Source organism: Methylobacterium segetis, assembly GCF_004348265.1.
GTDB classification, from domain to species: Bacteria; Pseudomonadota; Alphaproteobacteria; order Rhizobiales; family Beijerinckiaceae; genus Methylobacterium; species Methylobacterium segetis.
The window spans coordinates 90,523-104,636 of sequence record NZ_SMNT01000002.1; the positions used below are offsets into that span (position 1 = coordinate 90,523).

A 14,114-nucleotide genomic window follows, 5' to 3' on the forward strand; every position below is an offset into this window, starting at 1 on the left:
CGGTCAAACCTCTCGCCGCCCGGCGCCTCGCGGCGGCCGGCAGCCTGCGTCGTCTGCGGCGCGACGCCCGGGGCGCGCGGGCCACGGGCGGCGGTCAATCGTGTCTCCCGCTCGGGTGCCGTGCGGCGCCTCAGGAGCGGGTCGGCGGCAGCGTCTTCGTCTCCGGCGTCACCTTGGCGCCGGGGCGCACGCGGGTGAGCCCGTTGATGACGACGGTCTCGTCGCCCTTCAGCCCGTCGCGGATCACCCGGTAGCCGTCGACCTTCGGGCCGAGCTTGACCTCCCGGGCGGAGGCGGTGCCGTCCTCGGCGATCACGTAGACGATGCGCTTGTCCTGGTTCGCCGAGACCGCCTCGTCGGGCAGCATGATGCCCTGGAAGGGCTTCGTCGCCGGCAGGGAGACGATGCCGAACAGGCCCGGCTTGATGAAGTTGTCCGGGTTCTCGACAGTGGCGCGCAGCAGCACCGTGCCCGTCTGGTTGTCGACGCGGTTGTCGACGAAGTCGAGGGTGCCCTTGCGGGTGGGCTTATCCTCGCCCGTCAGCGCGATGAGGATCGGCACGCCCTTGCCCTGCTGCGAGGCGCCCATGCCGATGCCGAGGCTGCCCTGGTACTTCAGGAACGAGCGCTCATCGACGGTGAAGCCGAAATAGATCGGGTCGAGCGAGACGATCGTCGTCAGCAGCGTCTGGTCGGTGATGACGATGTTGCCCTCGGTGACGAGGCGCCGGCTGATCCGCCCGCTGATGGGGGAGCGGACCTCGGTGAAATCGTAGTTGAGCTGGGCCTGGCGCAGCGCGGCCTCGGCGTTGTCGACATCCGCCTGCGCCGTCTGCGAGGCTTGCCGGCGCTGGTCCGTGACCTGCTCGGAGATGTTGCCCGAGCGGCTGAGCGTCTGGGCGCGCTCCAGGTCGGTCTGGGTGAAGTTGAGGCGCGCCTTGGCGGAGGTGAGCGTCGCCTGCGCCTGGTCGAGCGCCGCCTTGTAGGGGCGCCGGTCGATGATGAAGAGCAGGTCGCCCTTCTTCACGTTGGCGCCGTCCTGGAAGGCGATCTTGTCGAGGTAGCCGGTGACGCGCGCACGCACCTCGACGAATTCCACCGGGTCGAAGCGGCCGGTGTAGGAATCGCGCTCCACGATCTCGCGGACGACGGGCTTGGCCACCGTCACGGTGGGCGGCGGGCCGCCCGGGGCCTGCGCCTGGGCCGGCGCGGCGAACCCGGCGAGGAGGAGCGGGGCTCCCAGCCCGACAGCGAGGAGGAGGTTCGAGAACCGGCGCTTGTGCATGATGGGTATCCCTACGCTTCGCGCCCTACTCGGCCGGGCCGGGGCGCGTGGTGCGCCACCGCACACGGCCGATCCCGATGCGGGATGACGGCGCCCGAGCGCCGCGCCTTCGCCCGATCACTCGACCGGCTCTCCGGAGGCCGCCCAATCCTTGAAGCCGCCCCGGTAATGCGCCTCGATCGGTAGACCCGCGGCCTGGGCCGCCGCGAGGGCGTGCACCGACCGGACCCCCGACGCGCAGGAGAAGACGGGCCGGCGCGGGTCGTCGGCGATCAGCGCGGCGAGGGCGTCCGTGTCGAAGCTCGAGAGCGGATGGGGCACCGCGCCCGGGATGTGGCCGCCCTCGTATTCGTGCGGCTCGCGCACGTCGATGACGAGGAGCGCGTTGTCGGCGAGCCCCTGCTTGATCGCGTCCCGGTCCAGATCGACGACCTTCATGCGCACCATCCTCGTCAAAGTCCGCGCCCCGGAGCATCCATAGCCAGGGACCGGGCCCGAGGCGACGGTGACGCCGCGCAAGACTTCGGCATCCGACACGATCGGGGGTGGGGCTGACGTCTTTCCATATTCGTCAGCCGTCACAGGTGCAACTGCAGGCTATGAGGGAAGCGTGGAGAGCGCCGCCTCCACCCGCTCGAAATGCGCGGCCCAGCTCGGCGGCGCGTAGGTTGCGAGGCGGCGCAGGCGCTCCGCCCGCAGGGAGGAGGCCGGCGCCGCGAGATCCTCGATCGTCCGCCCCCAGCCGGGGCCGTCGAGGGGGTCGAGGAACAGGGCCGCCTCGCCGCCGACCTCGCGATGCACCGGGATGTCGGAGGCCACGACCGGCAGGCCGCTCGCCGCCGCCTCGACCACCGGGAGGCCGTAGCCCTCCGTGAACGACGGCATCAGCAGGGCGGTCGCCGAGCGCATCAGCGCGGCGAGTCCGTGCGTCGAGAGCCCCGAAACCTCGACGACGCTGTCGCGGATCGCCTCGCAGCGATCGAGGAGATCCACGATGTTCTCCGCCTCCCAGCCGCGCCGGCCGACGAGGACGAGGTAGGGCGTGGCAGGCCCCATCCGCTCGGCCAGGGACCGCCAGAGATGGAGGAGCAGGAGGTGGTTCTTGCGCGGCTCGATCGTGCCGCAGACGAGGAAGACCGGGCGGTCGGGGGCGAGGCGCGGGCCGTCCCGCCCGAAGGCCGCCTCGATGCCGAGGTGGCCCACGGTGATGCCGGGAGCCGTCGCCCCGGTCCGGCCGATGTGGCGGGCGACCCGCGCGCCGACATCGGCCGAATTGACGACGATGTGGGCCGCGTGGCGCGCCACCGTGCGCAGCCGCGCCGCGTGCCGCTCGGCCTCGCCGGGGCGACCGTATTCCGGATGCGTGATCGGGATCAGGTCGTGCAGGAAGAAGACCGGCTGCAGGTCGCGCCGGTCGTAGAGCCAGTCGAACCGCTCGGGGCGGTCGAGGCGCAGATGCGAGGTGTGGACGTAGACGGTTCCCGCCGGCAGCGCGTCCGGGCCGCCCGCGCGCAGGGTGCGCAGCGAGGTCTCGGCCTGGATCCGGCGCCGGCGCCACGCGTCCCGCTGTGCCCGAGGCGGGCTCGCGGGGGCAGGCCCGCGCGTCTCCGCGCCGAGGCGGCCGGCGAGGCGCCGGTAGACGGGATCGGCCTCCGCCGCGACATCCTCGACCCAGCCCGCGGCGACAGCCTCGACGATCGCCGCGGCGCCGGCCCGGTCGATGACCCGCGGCCCGAGCGGCGTGGTGACGAGCCCGAAGCGCGGGCCGGGGCCTTCGAGCGCCCAGCGGGCATAGGCGAGATCGACGCGGTCGATTCCCGTCGGGCTCGCGTGGCGCAGGCGCGTGATCAGGCGGGTGAGGTCGAAGGCGACCGGTCTGTCTGTCATGGATGTCCGAACGGTGCGGCGGGCGTGTCGAGGCTTCGGGTTAACCGTCCCGCGCGGCCTCGACCAGCCGCCGTGCGCGCCCCGCGGAGGGGGGTTGCGCAGGCGATACCGGAAAGCTAAGACGCGCAAGCCCTCTCGGGGCGTCGGAGCGTAGCGCAGCCCGGTTAGCGCACTAGTCTGGGGGACTAGGGGTCGGAGGTTCGAATCCTCTCGCTCCGACCAAAATTTCCATCACCGGCAAGCTTCTGGACGTGTCGGCCGCGCGCCTCGCATGCGCGGCGCCCGGACGTTCATCCGAACGGAACCGCCGGACCGTCAGCTCTATCCGCCACAAGCGCGTCGCCGATCTCCGAAGCGGCGCTTCAGCGTCTCCTCTCGCGGGCACGGTCGAGCGCGGGCACCTCTCCGCTTCAGCCGGCCTAATGCCACTCGGCCAGTTCGACGGTGACGCCCTCCGGCCCGTCGATGAAGACGAGCTTGCGCGCGTGGAAATCCATCATCGCGTTGCGCGGCTCGAAGCCATGCGCCCTCAGCCTCGCGACTTCCTCCTCGACATCGTCCACCGCGAAGCAGATGTGGTTCATGCCGAGCTTGTTCAGGTCGCGGATGTGGGGATCGGGCAGCGGATCCGGATGACGGTACCGCAGAAGCTGGATCTCGGTCCGGGGCGTCACGTCCTCCAGGACGAGCGTCACGTGGTCCGCCTCGATCTCGGGGACGCCCATGTAGTCCGAGAAGGGCTCTCCGGCGATCACCACGGACATGGCCTCCCGGAAGCCGAGGACGGCGAAGAACTCCTTGGCGCGGTCGAGATCCCGCACCACGATGGTCAGATGGTCGAAGCGCCTGAGCATGCTCCTGGCCTCCTCCTGCGACGGCCCCGCCGAGACGGGAGCGCGGCACGGGGCCGGGCCCCTCGCGCCGGACGTCGCCTGCCCGTCACGGGGCGCGCCCGATCCTCCGCATCCTGCATCAATGCGACGAGTCGGCAATCGCCGCCGCGCGGCCGGTACGGGTGGTGGCGCCCGGCCCCATCGGAAGGTCCCGGAGGCCGCCCGTTTCGCTGCCGGCGCGCTGGCCCGGGGCCTCAGCGGAGATTGCCGCCGACCACGCCCGCCTCGACCGCGACGGAGAGCCGGTCGGACACGGCCCATTCGACGCCGACATGCGCATCCGGCACGACGGCGATGTCCTCGCGCGCGAAGGAGCGCGAGACCGGCCGTGCCCGGTCCTCCAGCGTCCCGTGGACGGCCAGCACGCCCCCTCTGGCATAGAGCATCACGTCGGGCGTCAGGAGCGTTCCGACCTTGACCTGCAGCGCCCCCGCGAAATCGCGCGTATAGGCGAGACCGCTCAGGCCGGGCCTGACCCCGCCGAGCGCCGACAGGTAGTCGAACCCGCCGGCGACGCCGAAGACGAAGCGGCCCTCCTGCCACATCCGGCCGCCCTCGAACCCGATCGTCGGCCCTGCCGAGCTGCCGAACCGCTTCGACGAGGACACCTCGAACCCGGTCGACAGGCGGGCGTAGGAACCGGCCCAGCGATTCTCCTCGCTCCCCGCCGCTGGCGGCCAGGCGAAGGCGGGCAGGGCCCCGAAGCCGGTGACGAACGGGACGCCCTGCGCGGCGGCAGGATCCGCCCGCAGGACGCAGCCGGCAAGCAGCAGGCCGGACGCGAACAGGCGCAACGCGCGGGGCTGCGATGGTCTCATCATGGGGTCAGGGTAGCCGAAAGCGGGCGGCCGAGACAGGCCGACCGGGCCTGGCCGTGCGTTCCGCACGAGGCCCCACCGGGATGATCGCGATCAACGCGGGACCCCGCCGAGACGGGATCGCGCGATGATCGCGATCGAGCGCCCCGTCGCCCTCACGGCGCCTTGCTGCCGACCGCGATGCAGGCCCTCACCATCTCCTCCATGCGCAGGTCCTTGGTGTCGCCGATATTGGCCGTCTCCTCCAGGCAGCGCATGAAGAAGCGGCTGTCGAGGTCCGGCGAGAGGGCGACGAAGGCCTTGCCCATCCGGTTCGTGAAGTCGATCTTTTCCTGCATGCTCGCTCTCGGCCAGAGCGATGCCTTGTCGTCCATCGCAAGTCGGGCAGCATCGGCAAATGTTACCGCCCAGATCATCCCTAATAATGATATCATAAATGCTCTGATCACGTGTTTCTCCCCCCATCCCGTCTCTTTGACTGGATGACGTCTGGACGGGGGAAGTCAATCCTGGCTCTTATCCTTGTCGCGGCGTGCGCGACGGCCGCGCAGAACGATGCGCCGCGCGAGGAGACGAGATGAGAGCTGCCCTCTGCATCGCGACGCTGATGTGCCTTGCCGCCCCCCGGACGCCCGCATCGGCCGAGGCGCCGGCGGCGTCCGGCATCCCGCCCTCGAGGAGCGAGACCGCCGCCAAGCTCGCCGGTCTGGCCGGCTTCGTGAACCTGTTCTGCCCCAACCTGCGCAGCGACCCGGACCGCCTCAAGGCAGTCGTCGCCTCCCTCGGATACGAGATGCCGGACCTGGAGACGGGAGACCTCCGGCTCGCCGCCCACGGCTACATCGAGGCCTACCGGAAGAACATCCCGGACAGCTGCGCCCGCGCATCGGCGCTGTTCGGCACGGCGGGCACCGTCGTGCCCGGCTTGGTCCTGCCGCGCTGAGGCCGGCGCGTCAGAAGAAGATCGGCCGCGCGCTCGCCGTATGCTCGGCCAGGACCGAGCCGGTGGCCGGATCGACCTCCTTCAGCACCGCATCGTAGCCCCAGAGGTCCGCGAGGTGCTGCAGGACGCGCCGCGCGTCGTCCTTCTGAAGGGTGATGCGGTTCAGCGCCTTGTGGTGGAGGATCAGGCGGCGGTCGCCCTCGAGATCCACGTCGACGACTTCGATATCCGGGTCGAGCCAAGCCACGTCGTACTGGCGCGCGAAGGACCGGCGCAGGCGCCGGTAGCCGCGCTCGTCGTGGATCGCCTCCACGCGCAATTCCGGCTCGTCCGGATCGTCAACGACGTGGAACAGGCGCAAGTCCCGGATCAGCTTGGGCGAGAGGAACTGCGCGATGAAGCTCTCGTCGCGATAATTCGCCCAGATGTCGCGCAGCACGCCCATGCCGTCGCCGACCCCCGCGATTTCCGGGAACCAGGCCCGGTCCTCGTCGGTCGGATTCTCGGCGATGCGGGCGATGTCCTGCATCATGGCGAAGCCGATCGCGTAGGGGTTGTGGCCACCATAGGATCGGTCGTCGTAGTTGGGCTGCCGGATCACGTTGGTGTGCGATTGCAGGAACTCGAGATAGGCCGCCTCGCCGATCTGCCCCTTCTCGGAGAGCGCGTTCATGATCCGATAGTGGACGTAGGTGGCGCAGCCCTCGTTCATCACCTTGGTCTGACGCTGTGGGTAGAAATACTGGGCCACGAGCCGGACGATGCGCAGGATCTCGCGCTGCCAGGGGCGCAGGCGGGGCGCCACCTTCTCCAGGAAGTAGAGGATGTTCTCCTGCGGCAGTTCGAGCAGGGCGCGGCGGCGCTCGGCCGCCGCGTCCGAGCGCACGGCGCCGGGCTTCGAGGGGAGGGTGCGCCAGAGATCGTTGTAGATCTGCTCGCCGTGCTCGATCCGCTCGCGCTCGCGCCGCTGCTCGGAGGCGAGGTCGGGCCGCTTCTTGCGGGGGTAGCGATGCACCCCCTGGCTCATCAGGGCGTGCGCGGCGTCGAGCACCTGCTCGACCGCCTGATGCCCGTGCCGCTCCTCGCAGCGGCTGATGAAGCCCTTGGCGAAATCGAGATAGTCGAGAATCCCTTCCGCGTCCGTCCATTGCCGGAACAGGTAGTTGTTCTTGAAGAAGTGGTTGTGGCCGAACGCGGCGTGGGCGATCACGAGCGTCTGCATCGTGGCCGTGTTCTCCTCCATCACGTAGGAGATGCAGGGATCGGAATTGATGACGATCTCGTAGGCGAGCCCCATCAGGCCGCGGCGGTACCCCGCTTCGTGCTGCGCGAAATGCTTGCCGAAGGACCAGTGCTTGTAGAACAGCGGCATCCCGATCGACGCGTATGCGTCGAGCATCTGCTCGGCCGTGATGATCTCGATCTGATTCGGATACCAGGACAGCCCGAGTTCGGGCCCGGCCACCGCCTCGCAGGCGTCGTGGATTCGCCGGATCGTGTCGAAATCCCAGTCGTTGCCCGTGAACAGGGGCTCGGCCGATCCGGAGACCGACCGGGACGTCGCGCGGCTCAGGCTGCCGACCATGAACGGGCCTCTCTCGCTGTTGTCCCTTCGGGTGAGGAACGGCTCAAGCCTCAGCCTCCGCCCGGGCGTCCTTGCGCCCGAACAATTCGCGGAAGACCGGGTAGATCTCGCGGCGGTGGTTGACCTTGCGCATGGCGATGGCGCCGCCGGACTTGGCGATGCCCTCGTAGGTCCGCCACAGGGTGGTGCGGTGCTCGACGAAGCCGGCCCGCGGCCCGTTCTCGTCGCCGACCTCCAGATAGGCGAAGTGCTGGCAGGCCGGCAGGATGTGGCTGCGCAGCAATTCCGTCGCGGTCGGGCCGTCCGAGGAGACGTTGTCGCCGTCCGACGCCTGGGCAGCGTAGATGTTCCAGTCGTTCGGGTCGTAGCGCTCGGTGATGACGCGCTTCATCTCGACGAGTGCGGAGGAGACCAGCGTGCCGCCCGTCTCGCGCGAGGAGAAGAAGGTCTCCTCGTCGACCTCCGTCGCCCGGTCGGTGTGGCGGATGAAGACGATCTCCACGTGCCGATAGCGGCGCGTCAGGAAGATGTGGAGCAGGATGTAGAACCGCTTCGCGAGGTCCTTCATGTGCTCGGTCATCGAGCCCGAAACGTCCATCAGGCAGAACATCACCGCCTGCGCCACCGGCCGCGGATAGGGCTCGAAGCGGCGGTAGCGCAGGTCGATCGGATCGACGTAGGGGATGCGCTTCGAGCGCTCGCGCAGCAGCTCCAGGCTCAGCTCGAGATCGGGCAGGGCGGGGTCACCCTCACGCAGCTCGGCGATCCGGGCCTCGAGAGCCGCGAGTTCGTCCGGCTTCGGGCGCTTCAGCGCGATGCGGCGCGACATCGAGTTGCGCAGCGTCCGGGTCAGGGCGAGGTTCGCGGGCGAGCCCGTGACGGTGTAGCCGGCGCGGCGCAGCCCTTCCGACTCGACGACGGCGAGGCGGCGCTTGGCGAGGTCCGGCAGTTCCAGATCCTCCAGGAAGAGCTCGAGAAACTCCTCGCGGGTGAGCACGAACTGGAAGGCGTCCTCGCTGTTCTCGCTGCCGTCGCCCCCCTCTCCGGCGCCGCCTCCGCCGCCCCCGCCGCCCGGCGGGCGCTCGATCCGGTCGCCCTCGACGTAGGTCTTGTTCCCGGGCAGGATGTGGTCCTGCAGGCCGCTGCCGGGCTGGCGGGAGAAGCGGGGCTCGCGCACGCCGTCGGCGGGGACGCTGACGCGCCCGTCCTTGCCGAGGTCCTTGATGTCCTTCTCGCGGGCAGATTCGCGCACGGCGCGCTGGGCCACATCCTTGACCCGGCGCAGGAAGCGCTGCCGATTGGCGAGGCTCTTGCCGCCTGGATTGAGCCGACGGTCGACGATGTGCATCCGGTGCCTAAGCCTTCGCCCTCATGTCCCGACCGGTCCCTTCGTCCCGGCCGGTCGCCCGCAACGCTGGCGGCGGAGGGTTCTCCGGAACCGTGCCCCCGACGGGGGCGACCTCACCCCGCCTGCTTGACGCGCATGTACCACTCGACGAGACGCCGAACCTGACGCTCGGTGTAGCCGCGATCGACCATGCGCTCGACGAATTCGCCGTGCTTCTTCTCCGTCTCGCCGTCCTTCTTCGAACCAAAGGAGATCACAGGGAGCAGTTCCTCGACCTGGCTGAACATGCGCCGCTCGATCACCTCGCGCAGCTTCTCGTAGCTCGTCCAGTTCGGGTTGCGGCCGCCATGCTGCGCCCGCGAGCGCAGGGCGAACTTCACGACCTCGTTGCGGAAGTCCTTCGGATTCGCGATGCCAGCCGGCTTCTCGATCTTGGTCAGCTCCTGGTTCAGGAGCTCGCGGTTGAGGAGCTGGCCCGTCTCGGCGTCCTTAAAGTCCTGGTCCTCGATCCAGGCGTCCGCATAGTCGATGTAGCGGTCGAAGAGGTTCTGCCCGTAATCGTGGTAGGACTCGAGATAGGCCTTCTGGATCTCGTGGCCGATGAACTCCGCGTAGCGCGGGGCGAGCTCGGACTTGATGAATTCCAGGTAGCGCTTCTCGATTTCCGGCGGGAGCTGCTCGCGGCGCAGCGACTGCTCCAGCACGTACATCAGGTGCACGGGATCGGCCGAGACCTCGGTCGTGTCGTGATTGAAGGTCGCAGCGAGCACCTTGAACGCGAAGCGCGTCGAGATGCCGTCCATGCCCTCGTCGACGCCGGCCGTGTCCTTGTACTCCTGCATCGAGCGGGCGCGCGGATCGACCTCGCGCAGGCTCTCGCCGTCATAGACCCGCATCTTCGAGAAGAGGTTCGAGTTGGCGTGCTCCCGCAGGCGGGAGAGGACCGAGAAGCGCGCCAGCATCTCGAGCGTGCCCGGCGCGCAGGCCGCATCCGAGAGTTCCGATCCCTTGATCAGCTTCTCGTAGATGTGCTGCTCCTCGTTCACGCGGAGGCAGTAGGGCACCTTGATGACGTAGATGCGGTCGATGAAGGCCTCGTTGTTCTTGTTGGTCTTGAAGCTCTGCCATTCGGCCTCGTTCGAGTGGGCGAGGATGACGCCCGTGAACGGGATGGCACCGATGTTCTCGGTCCCGACGTAATTGCCCTCCTGCGTCGCCGTGAGCAGCGGATGCAGCATCTTGATCGGTGCCTTGAACATCTCGACGAACTCGAGGATGCCCTGGTTGGCCCGGTTCAGGCCGCCCGAATAGGAATATGCGTCGGGGTCAGCCTGGCTGAGGGTTTCGAGCCGCCGAATGTCGACCTTGCCGACGAGGGACGAGATGTCCTGGTTGTTCTCGTCGCCGGGCTCGGTCTTCGCCACGGCGATCTGGCGGAGGCGCGAGGGCCGCACCTTGATGACGGTGAACCGCGAAATGTCGCCGTTGAACTCGTCGAGGCGCTTCAAGGCCCAGGGGCTCATCAGGCCCGTGAGGCGCCGGCGCGGAATGCCGTAGCGGTTCTGGATCTCCTCGGCCATCGTGTCGGGATCGAACAGGCCGAGCGGGCTCTCGAAGACCGGCGACACCTCGTTGCCGGCCTTCAGCACGTAGATGGGGTGCACCTCCATCAGCGACTTCAGGCGCTCGGCGAGGGACGACTTGCCGCCGCCGACCGGCCCGAGGAGGTAGAGAATCTGCTTGCGCTCCTCCAGACCCTGCGCCGCGTGGCGGAAGAAGGAGACGATCCGCTCGATCGTCTCCTCCATGCCGTAGAACTCGGCGAAGGCCGGGTAGGTGCGGATGGTGCGGTTCATGAAGATGCGGCCGAGGCGGGAATCCTTGGCCGTGTCGATGAACTCCGGTTTGCCGATCGCCGCGAGGATGCGCTCGGCGGCGCTCGCGTACATCAGGGGCTCGTCGCGGCAGGCCTCCAGATACTCGGAGAGGCTCATCTCTGTGTCGCGCCGGGCCTCGTACCCTCGGGTGAAGCTCTGAAACAGGTCGTTCGTCGACTGCATCGGCATTCGAAAACCCCTTTCACGACGAGGACAGCTTCATCCTGTCTCGCCTCGGATGCAACTGACAGGCCCGCTTTTGTCGCAGTGCGGTCAACACGCCGTGCATGCGTGTGATGCTTGCAACACCGGACCTGCCGCATCTCCGCTCAGACACAATGTCCGCCTCGGCGGGAATCAGGCGCTCTCAGTCCCGCTTGCCGAAAAACAGTGCTCTACCAAGTCGAGCCTGCTCAGCAATCAGAGGTCAGTGCTCTCCTTCTTGGCAGCATCATCCTTCTTCGCGCCGGCCGCCTGGACGGTGATCCTGATGTTCTGCGTCTGGACCTGCCCGTCGGAATTCTTGATCTCGAACGTGACCTCGTCCGAGCCCGTGAAATTCGATTTGGCTTGGTAGAACAGCGCCTGAACGGACACATCCTTGTTCGGGCAGCGGAAACTCGCGGGCGTCTTCTGCTTGCCCGTCTTGGAGATGGTCGCGCCGTTCTTCGGAGCCACGGTGATCTTGAACTCCGGCATCGGCCCCTCGGAGCAATCCTTCTTCAGGTTCGGGGCGATGGCGAGGCGCACGGACTTCCCGCTCACAACCGTCTCGCTCTTCGTGATCGTGGTCTGCGCGCTCGCCGTGGAGGCTTGCGACGCAGCGAGGAGGAGGCTCGCGGTCATCAGGGCAACGAGCGGGCGCACGGCTGTCATATGGCGAATCTCCCTCGCTCAGCTAACGTCCGGTCGCTCGCCGAGCGGCCGGATCGATGCTGGCCTCATCGATGTGGGGATGGCTCGCGCAGCCGTCGAGGTGAGGGGCCCGGAATTCCGGGCCGCGTCACTCCTGCAGCACGGCGGCGACGGCCCCCGTGACGCGAGCGATCTGCGCGGCGTTGAACTCGCCGGCGAGGGCAAGAGCGAGCCCCCGCTCGATCCGCTCGCGCTCCCCGATATCGGCGAGCGGCGTGGGGGGAATCTCGCTCTCCTTGAGGCGGCACGCCTTGCGGATCGTCTCGGCGGCCCTCAGCAGCGTCTCGCGCTCGCCGGGATTGAGGTCCCACAGAGGGTGCCGGAGGCGGCTGATCACGCGCCGCGCGTCCCGATAGTCCCGGTCGACGGTGGTGAGGGCCTCGATCTGGCTGACCAGAAACATCAGCTCGAGCACCTCGGCCGCCGCCTCCGGGCAGATGCGGACGATCCGCATCACGCGGCTGATCAACTCCTGGGTCGGCGACATCTGGCGTCGGGGCGCGGTCATGGGCCGGTAACGCCGAGGCCACCGCAAAGTTCGATCGCCGGAACCGAAAAAACCGCGCCGGGGAAAGGGGATACGCCCGGCGCGCGGGGGATCTCCCGCGCGCCGTCGAGGCTGGTGCTTCACGCCGTTCGCGCGAGACGAACGGCGCGATTCCGCAATCCCGCTCAGCGCCGGGTGTTCACGGCATTCTGCCCGAACATCACGTCCTTGGCCTCGGGGCTCATCGGCTGGCCATGGTTTGGGTTGACCTCGGACGCACGCGCATACGCCGCCTTCGTCGCCGGGCGCTCGCCGATCGCCGTGAACCAACGCTTGAGATGCGGGTGCTCGTCGAGATCCTGGCCCTGTTTCTCCCAAGGGACGATCCACGGATAGGCCGCCATGTCGGCGATCGAATAATCCGGGCCGGCGACGAAGGTCCGGTCGGCGAGGCGGCGATCGAGAACGCCGTAGAGGCGGTTCGTCTCGTTGACGTAGCGATCGATGGCGTAGGGCACCTTCTCGGGCGCATATTGCGAGAAATGGTGATTCTGGCCGAGCATCGGGCCGAGCCCTCCCATCTGCCAGAACAGCCATTGGAGGACCTCCACCCGGCCGCGCAGATCCTGGGGCAGGAAGCGGCCCGTCTTCTCGGCGAGGTAGAGCAGGATCGCCCCCGACTCGAAGATCGAGACGGGATCGCCGCCGCCCGCCGGCTCGTGATCGACGATCGCGGGCATCCGGTTGTTGGGGGCGATCTTGAGGAAGTCCGGCTTGAACTGGTCTCCCTTGCCGATGTTCACCGGATGAATCCTGTAGGGCAGGGCGGTCTCCTCCAGGAAGAGCGTCACCTTGTGGCCGTTCGGGGTCGGCCAGTAGTAGAGGTCGATCATCGGGTCTCCGGGACTCGTGCCATGTCGCTCGTCGCGCCCTCGCGGCGCAGGTGGGACGCATCCGTACGGAGGTCAAGCGCGGCGCGGCCGGCCCTTTGCGGCCGAACGGACGCGTGCGAGCGTCGGTCGCCGTCCGCGTCGGGGGCCTGCCATGTCATCATCGGAGATCGACAGCGTCCGCGCCCTGCTCGCCTCGCGCCCGCGGCCGACCGGTCTGGCGGAGCGGCGGGAGCGGCTCGACTGGATCGGCAGCCTCTCGACGCTTCCGCCGGATGTGAGGATCGAGCCCTCCGAACCCGGCGGCGTCCCGGCCGAATGGTCCGCGACACCCTCCGCCGACGGGAGCCGCGTGCTCCTGTTCCTGCACGGAGGCGGGTACGTTTCGGGATCGCTCGCGAGCCACAGGGTCATGGTCGCGATGGCCGGGCGCGAGGCCGGATGCCGGACGCTCGCCCTATCCTACCGCCTCGCGCCCGAGCATCCGTTCCCCGCAGCCCTCGACGATGCCCTGGCAGCCTACCGCTTCCTGCTGACCTCCGGCATCGCACCCGAGCGGATCTGCCTCGGCGGCGAGAGTGCCGGGGGTGGGCTCGCGCTCGCGACGTTGGTCAGCCTGCGCGAGGCGGGCGATCCGCTGCCCGCCTGCCTGTGGTGCGCCTCGCCCTGGGTCGATCTCGAGATGACGGGCGCCAGCATCGAGACGAAGGACGCCGTCGATCCGATCATCAATCGGGCCTATCTCGGCGAACTCGCGGCCGCCTACCTCGACGGGTCGGATCCGCGCGGTCCGCTCGTCTCCCCACTGCAGGCCGATCTGACAGGGCTTCCGCCGACGCTGATCCAGGTCGGCTCGGCCGAAACACTCCTCGACGACGCCGTGCGGCTGGCGGGCAAACTCGCCGCGGCAGACGTTCCGGTGACGCTCGCCGTCTGGCCTCACATGATCCACGCATGGCATCTGTTCCATCAACGGCTGACCGAGGGAGCCCAATCGCTTGCCCAGGTCGGCCGCTTCGTCCGCGAACACACGGGCAGCGACGTGAACGCGACTTGCCGGCCCGCCGGCTTGTCCCTAGAAACCTCCCATGTCGGGGTGTAGCGCAGTCTGGTAGCGCACCTGGTTTGGGACCAGGGGGTCGTAGGTTCGAATCCTATCGCCCCGACCATCACCTTCGGAGACCGT

Annotated in this window: 14 protein-coding genes and 2 tRNA genes; 4 read left to right on the forward strand and 12 right to left on the reverse strand. The window is 68.6% G+C overall.

Going from position 1 to position 14,114, the window contains the following annotated elements; all coding sequences use genetic code 11:
* Positions 1–130: 130 nt before the first annotated feature.
* The 3 genes from E1J50_RS00960 to E1J50_RS00970 form a co-directional block, all read right to left on the reverse strand.
* Positions 131–1,285, reverse strand: a complete 1,155-nt coding sequence (locus tag E1J50_RS00960; RefSeq protein ID WP_132249467.1) for an efflux RND transporter periplasmic adaptor subunit — start codon at positions 1,283–1,285, stop codon at positions 131–133.
* Between the two features lie 117 nt (positions 1,286–1,402).
* Entirely contained in the window at positions 1,403–1,723 is a 321-nt protein-coding gene (locus E1J50_RS00965; RefSeq protein WP_132249469.1) for a rhodanese-like domain-containing protein, read from the reverse strand.
* A gap of 159 nt (positions 1,724–1,882) precedes the next feature.
* Positions 1,883–3,172, reverse strand: coding sequence for a glycosyltransferase family 4 protein (locus E1J50_RS00970; RefSeq protein WP_132249471.1), 1,290 nt, complete (start codon positions 3,170–3,172; stop codon positions 1,883–1,885).
* A 144-nt stretch (positions 3,173–3,316) separates the two neighbouring features.
* On the opposite strand from E1J50_RS00970, the gene E1J50_RS00975 reads away from it, so the two are divergent.
* A tRNA-Pro gene (locus E1J50_RS00975) sits at positions 3,317–3,394 on the forward strand.
* A gap of 197 nt (positions 3,395–3,591) precedes the next feature.
* Here the strand turns inward: E1J50_RS00975 and E1J50_RS00980 are convergent.
* The 3 genes from E1J50_RS00980 to E1J50_RS00990 form a co-directional block, all read right to left on the reverse strand.
* Complete coding sequence (locus tag E1J50_RS00980; RefSeq protein WP_132249473.1) at positions 3,592–4,026, reverse strand: VOC family protein; 435 nt, start codon at positions 4,024–4,026, stop codon at positions 3,592–3,594.
* A 233-nt stretch (positions 4,027–4,259) separates the two neighbouring features.
* Entirely contained in the window at positions 4,260–4,886 is a 627-nt protein-coding gene (locus tag E1J50_RS00985; protein ID WP_132249475.1) for an outer membrane protein, read from the reverse strand.
* Between the two features lie 152 nt (positions 4,887–5,038).
* Positions 5,039–5,221 carry a hypothetical protein gene (locus E1J50_RS00990; protein ID WP_245516381.1) on the reverse strand — a complete coding sequence of 61 codons (183 nt, stop codon included), beginning with the start codon at positions 5,219–5,221 and terminating at the stop codon, positions 5,039–5,041.
* Between the two features lie 239 nt (positions 5,222–5,460).
* Here E1J50_RS00990 and E1J50_RS00995 point away from each other — a divergent pair, with 239 nt between their 5' ends.
* Positions 5,461–5,826 carry a hypothetical protein gene (locus E1J50_RS00995; protein WP_245516382.1) on the forward strand — a complete coding sequence of 122 codons (366 nt, stop codon included), beginning with the start codon at positions 5,461–5,463 and terminating at the stop codon, positions 5,824–5,826.
* A gap of 10 nt (positions 5,827–5,836) precedes the next feature.
* Here E1J50_RS00995 and E1J50_RS01000 read toward each other — a convergent pair whose 3' ends face one another.
* From E1J50_RS01000 to E1J50_RS01025, 6 genes are all read right to left on the reverse strand, one after another.
* Positions 5,837–7,411, reverse strand: a complete 1,575-nt coding sequence (locus E1J50_RS01000; protein ID WP_132249479.1) for a SpoVR family protein — start codon at positions 7,409–7,411, stop codon at positions 5,837–5,839.
* A gap of 43 nt (positions 7,412–7,454) precedes the next feature.
* Entirely contained in the window at positions 7,455–8,759 is a 1,305-nt protein-coding gene (locus tag E1J50_RS01005) for a YeaH/YhbH family protein (protein ID WP_132249481.1), read from the reverse strand.
* 113 nt (positions 8,760–8,872) lie between these two features.
* Positions 8,873–10,825 (reverse strand): PrkA family serine protein kinase, encoded by a 1,953-nt coding sequence (locus E1J50_RS01010; protein ID WP_132249483.1) that lies wholly within the window; start codon positions 10,823–10,825, stop codon positions 8,873–8,875.
* 231 nt (positions 10,826–11,056) lie between these two features.
* A complete protein-coding gene (locus E1J50_RS01015) occupies positions 11,057–11,512 on the reverse strand; it encodes a 4-aminobutyrate aminotransferase (protein ID WP_132249485.1) in 456 nt (151 codons plus the stop codon).
* A gap of 127 nt (positions 11,513–11,639) precedes the next feature.
* Positions 11,640–12,059 carry a hypothetical protein gene (locus tag E1J50_RS01020; protein ID WP_132249487.1) on the reverse strand — a complete coding sequence of 140 codons (420 nt, stop codon included), beginning with the start codon at positions 12,057–12,059 and terminating at the stop codon, positions 11,640–11,642.
* Between the two features lie 164 nt (positions 12,060–12,223).
* On the reverse strand, positions 12,224–12,931 hold the full coding sequence (locus E1J50_RS01025) for a glutathione S-transferase N-terminal domain-containing protein (protein WP_132249489.1): 708 nt from the start codon (positions 12,929–12,931) through the stop codon (positions 12,224–12,226).
* Positions 12,932–13,082: 151 nt separating this feature from the next.
* Between E1J50_RS01025 and E1J50_RS01030 the strand changes: the two genes are divergently transcribed.
* Together E1J50_RS01030 and E1J50_RS01035 are read left to right on the forward strand one after the other, a co-directional pair.
* Positions 13,083–14,030, forward strand: a complete 948-nt coding sequence (locus tag E1J50_RS01030) for an alpha/beta hydrolase (protein ID WP_132249491.1) — start codon at positions 13,083–13,085, stop codon at positions 14,028–14,030.
* A tRNA-Pro gene (locus E1J50_RS01035) sits at positions 14,021–14,097 on the forward strand. Before E1J50_RS01030 ends, E1J50_RS01035 begins: the two co-directional genes overlap by 10 nt.
* Positions 14,098–14,114 lie beyond the last annotated feature (17 nt).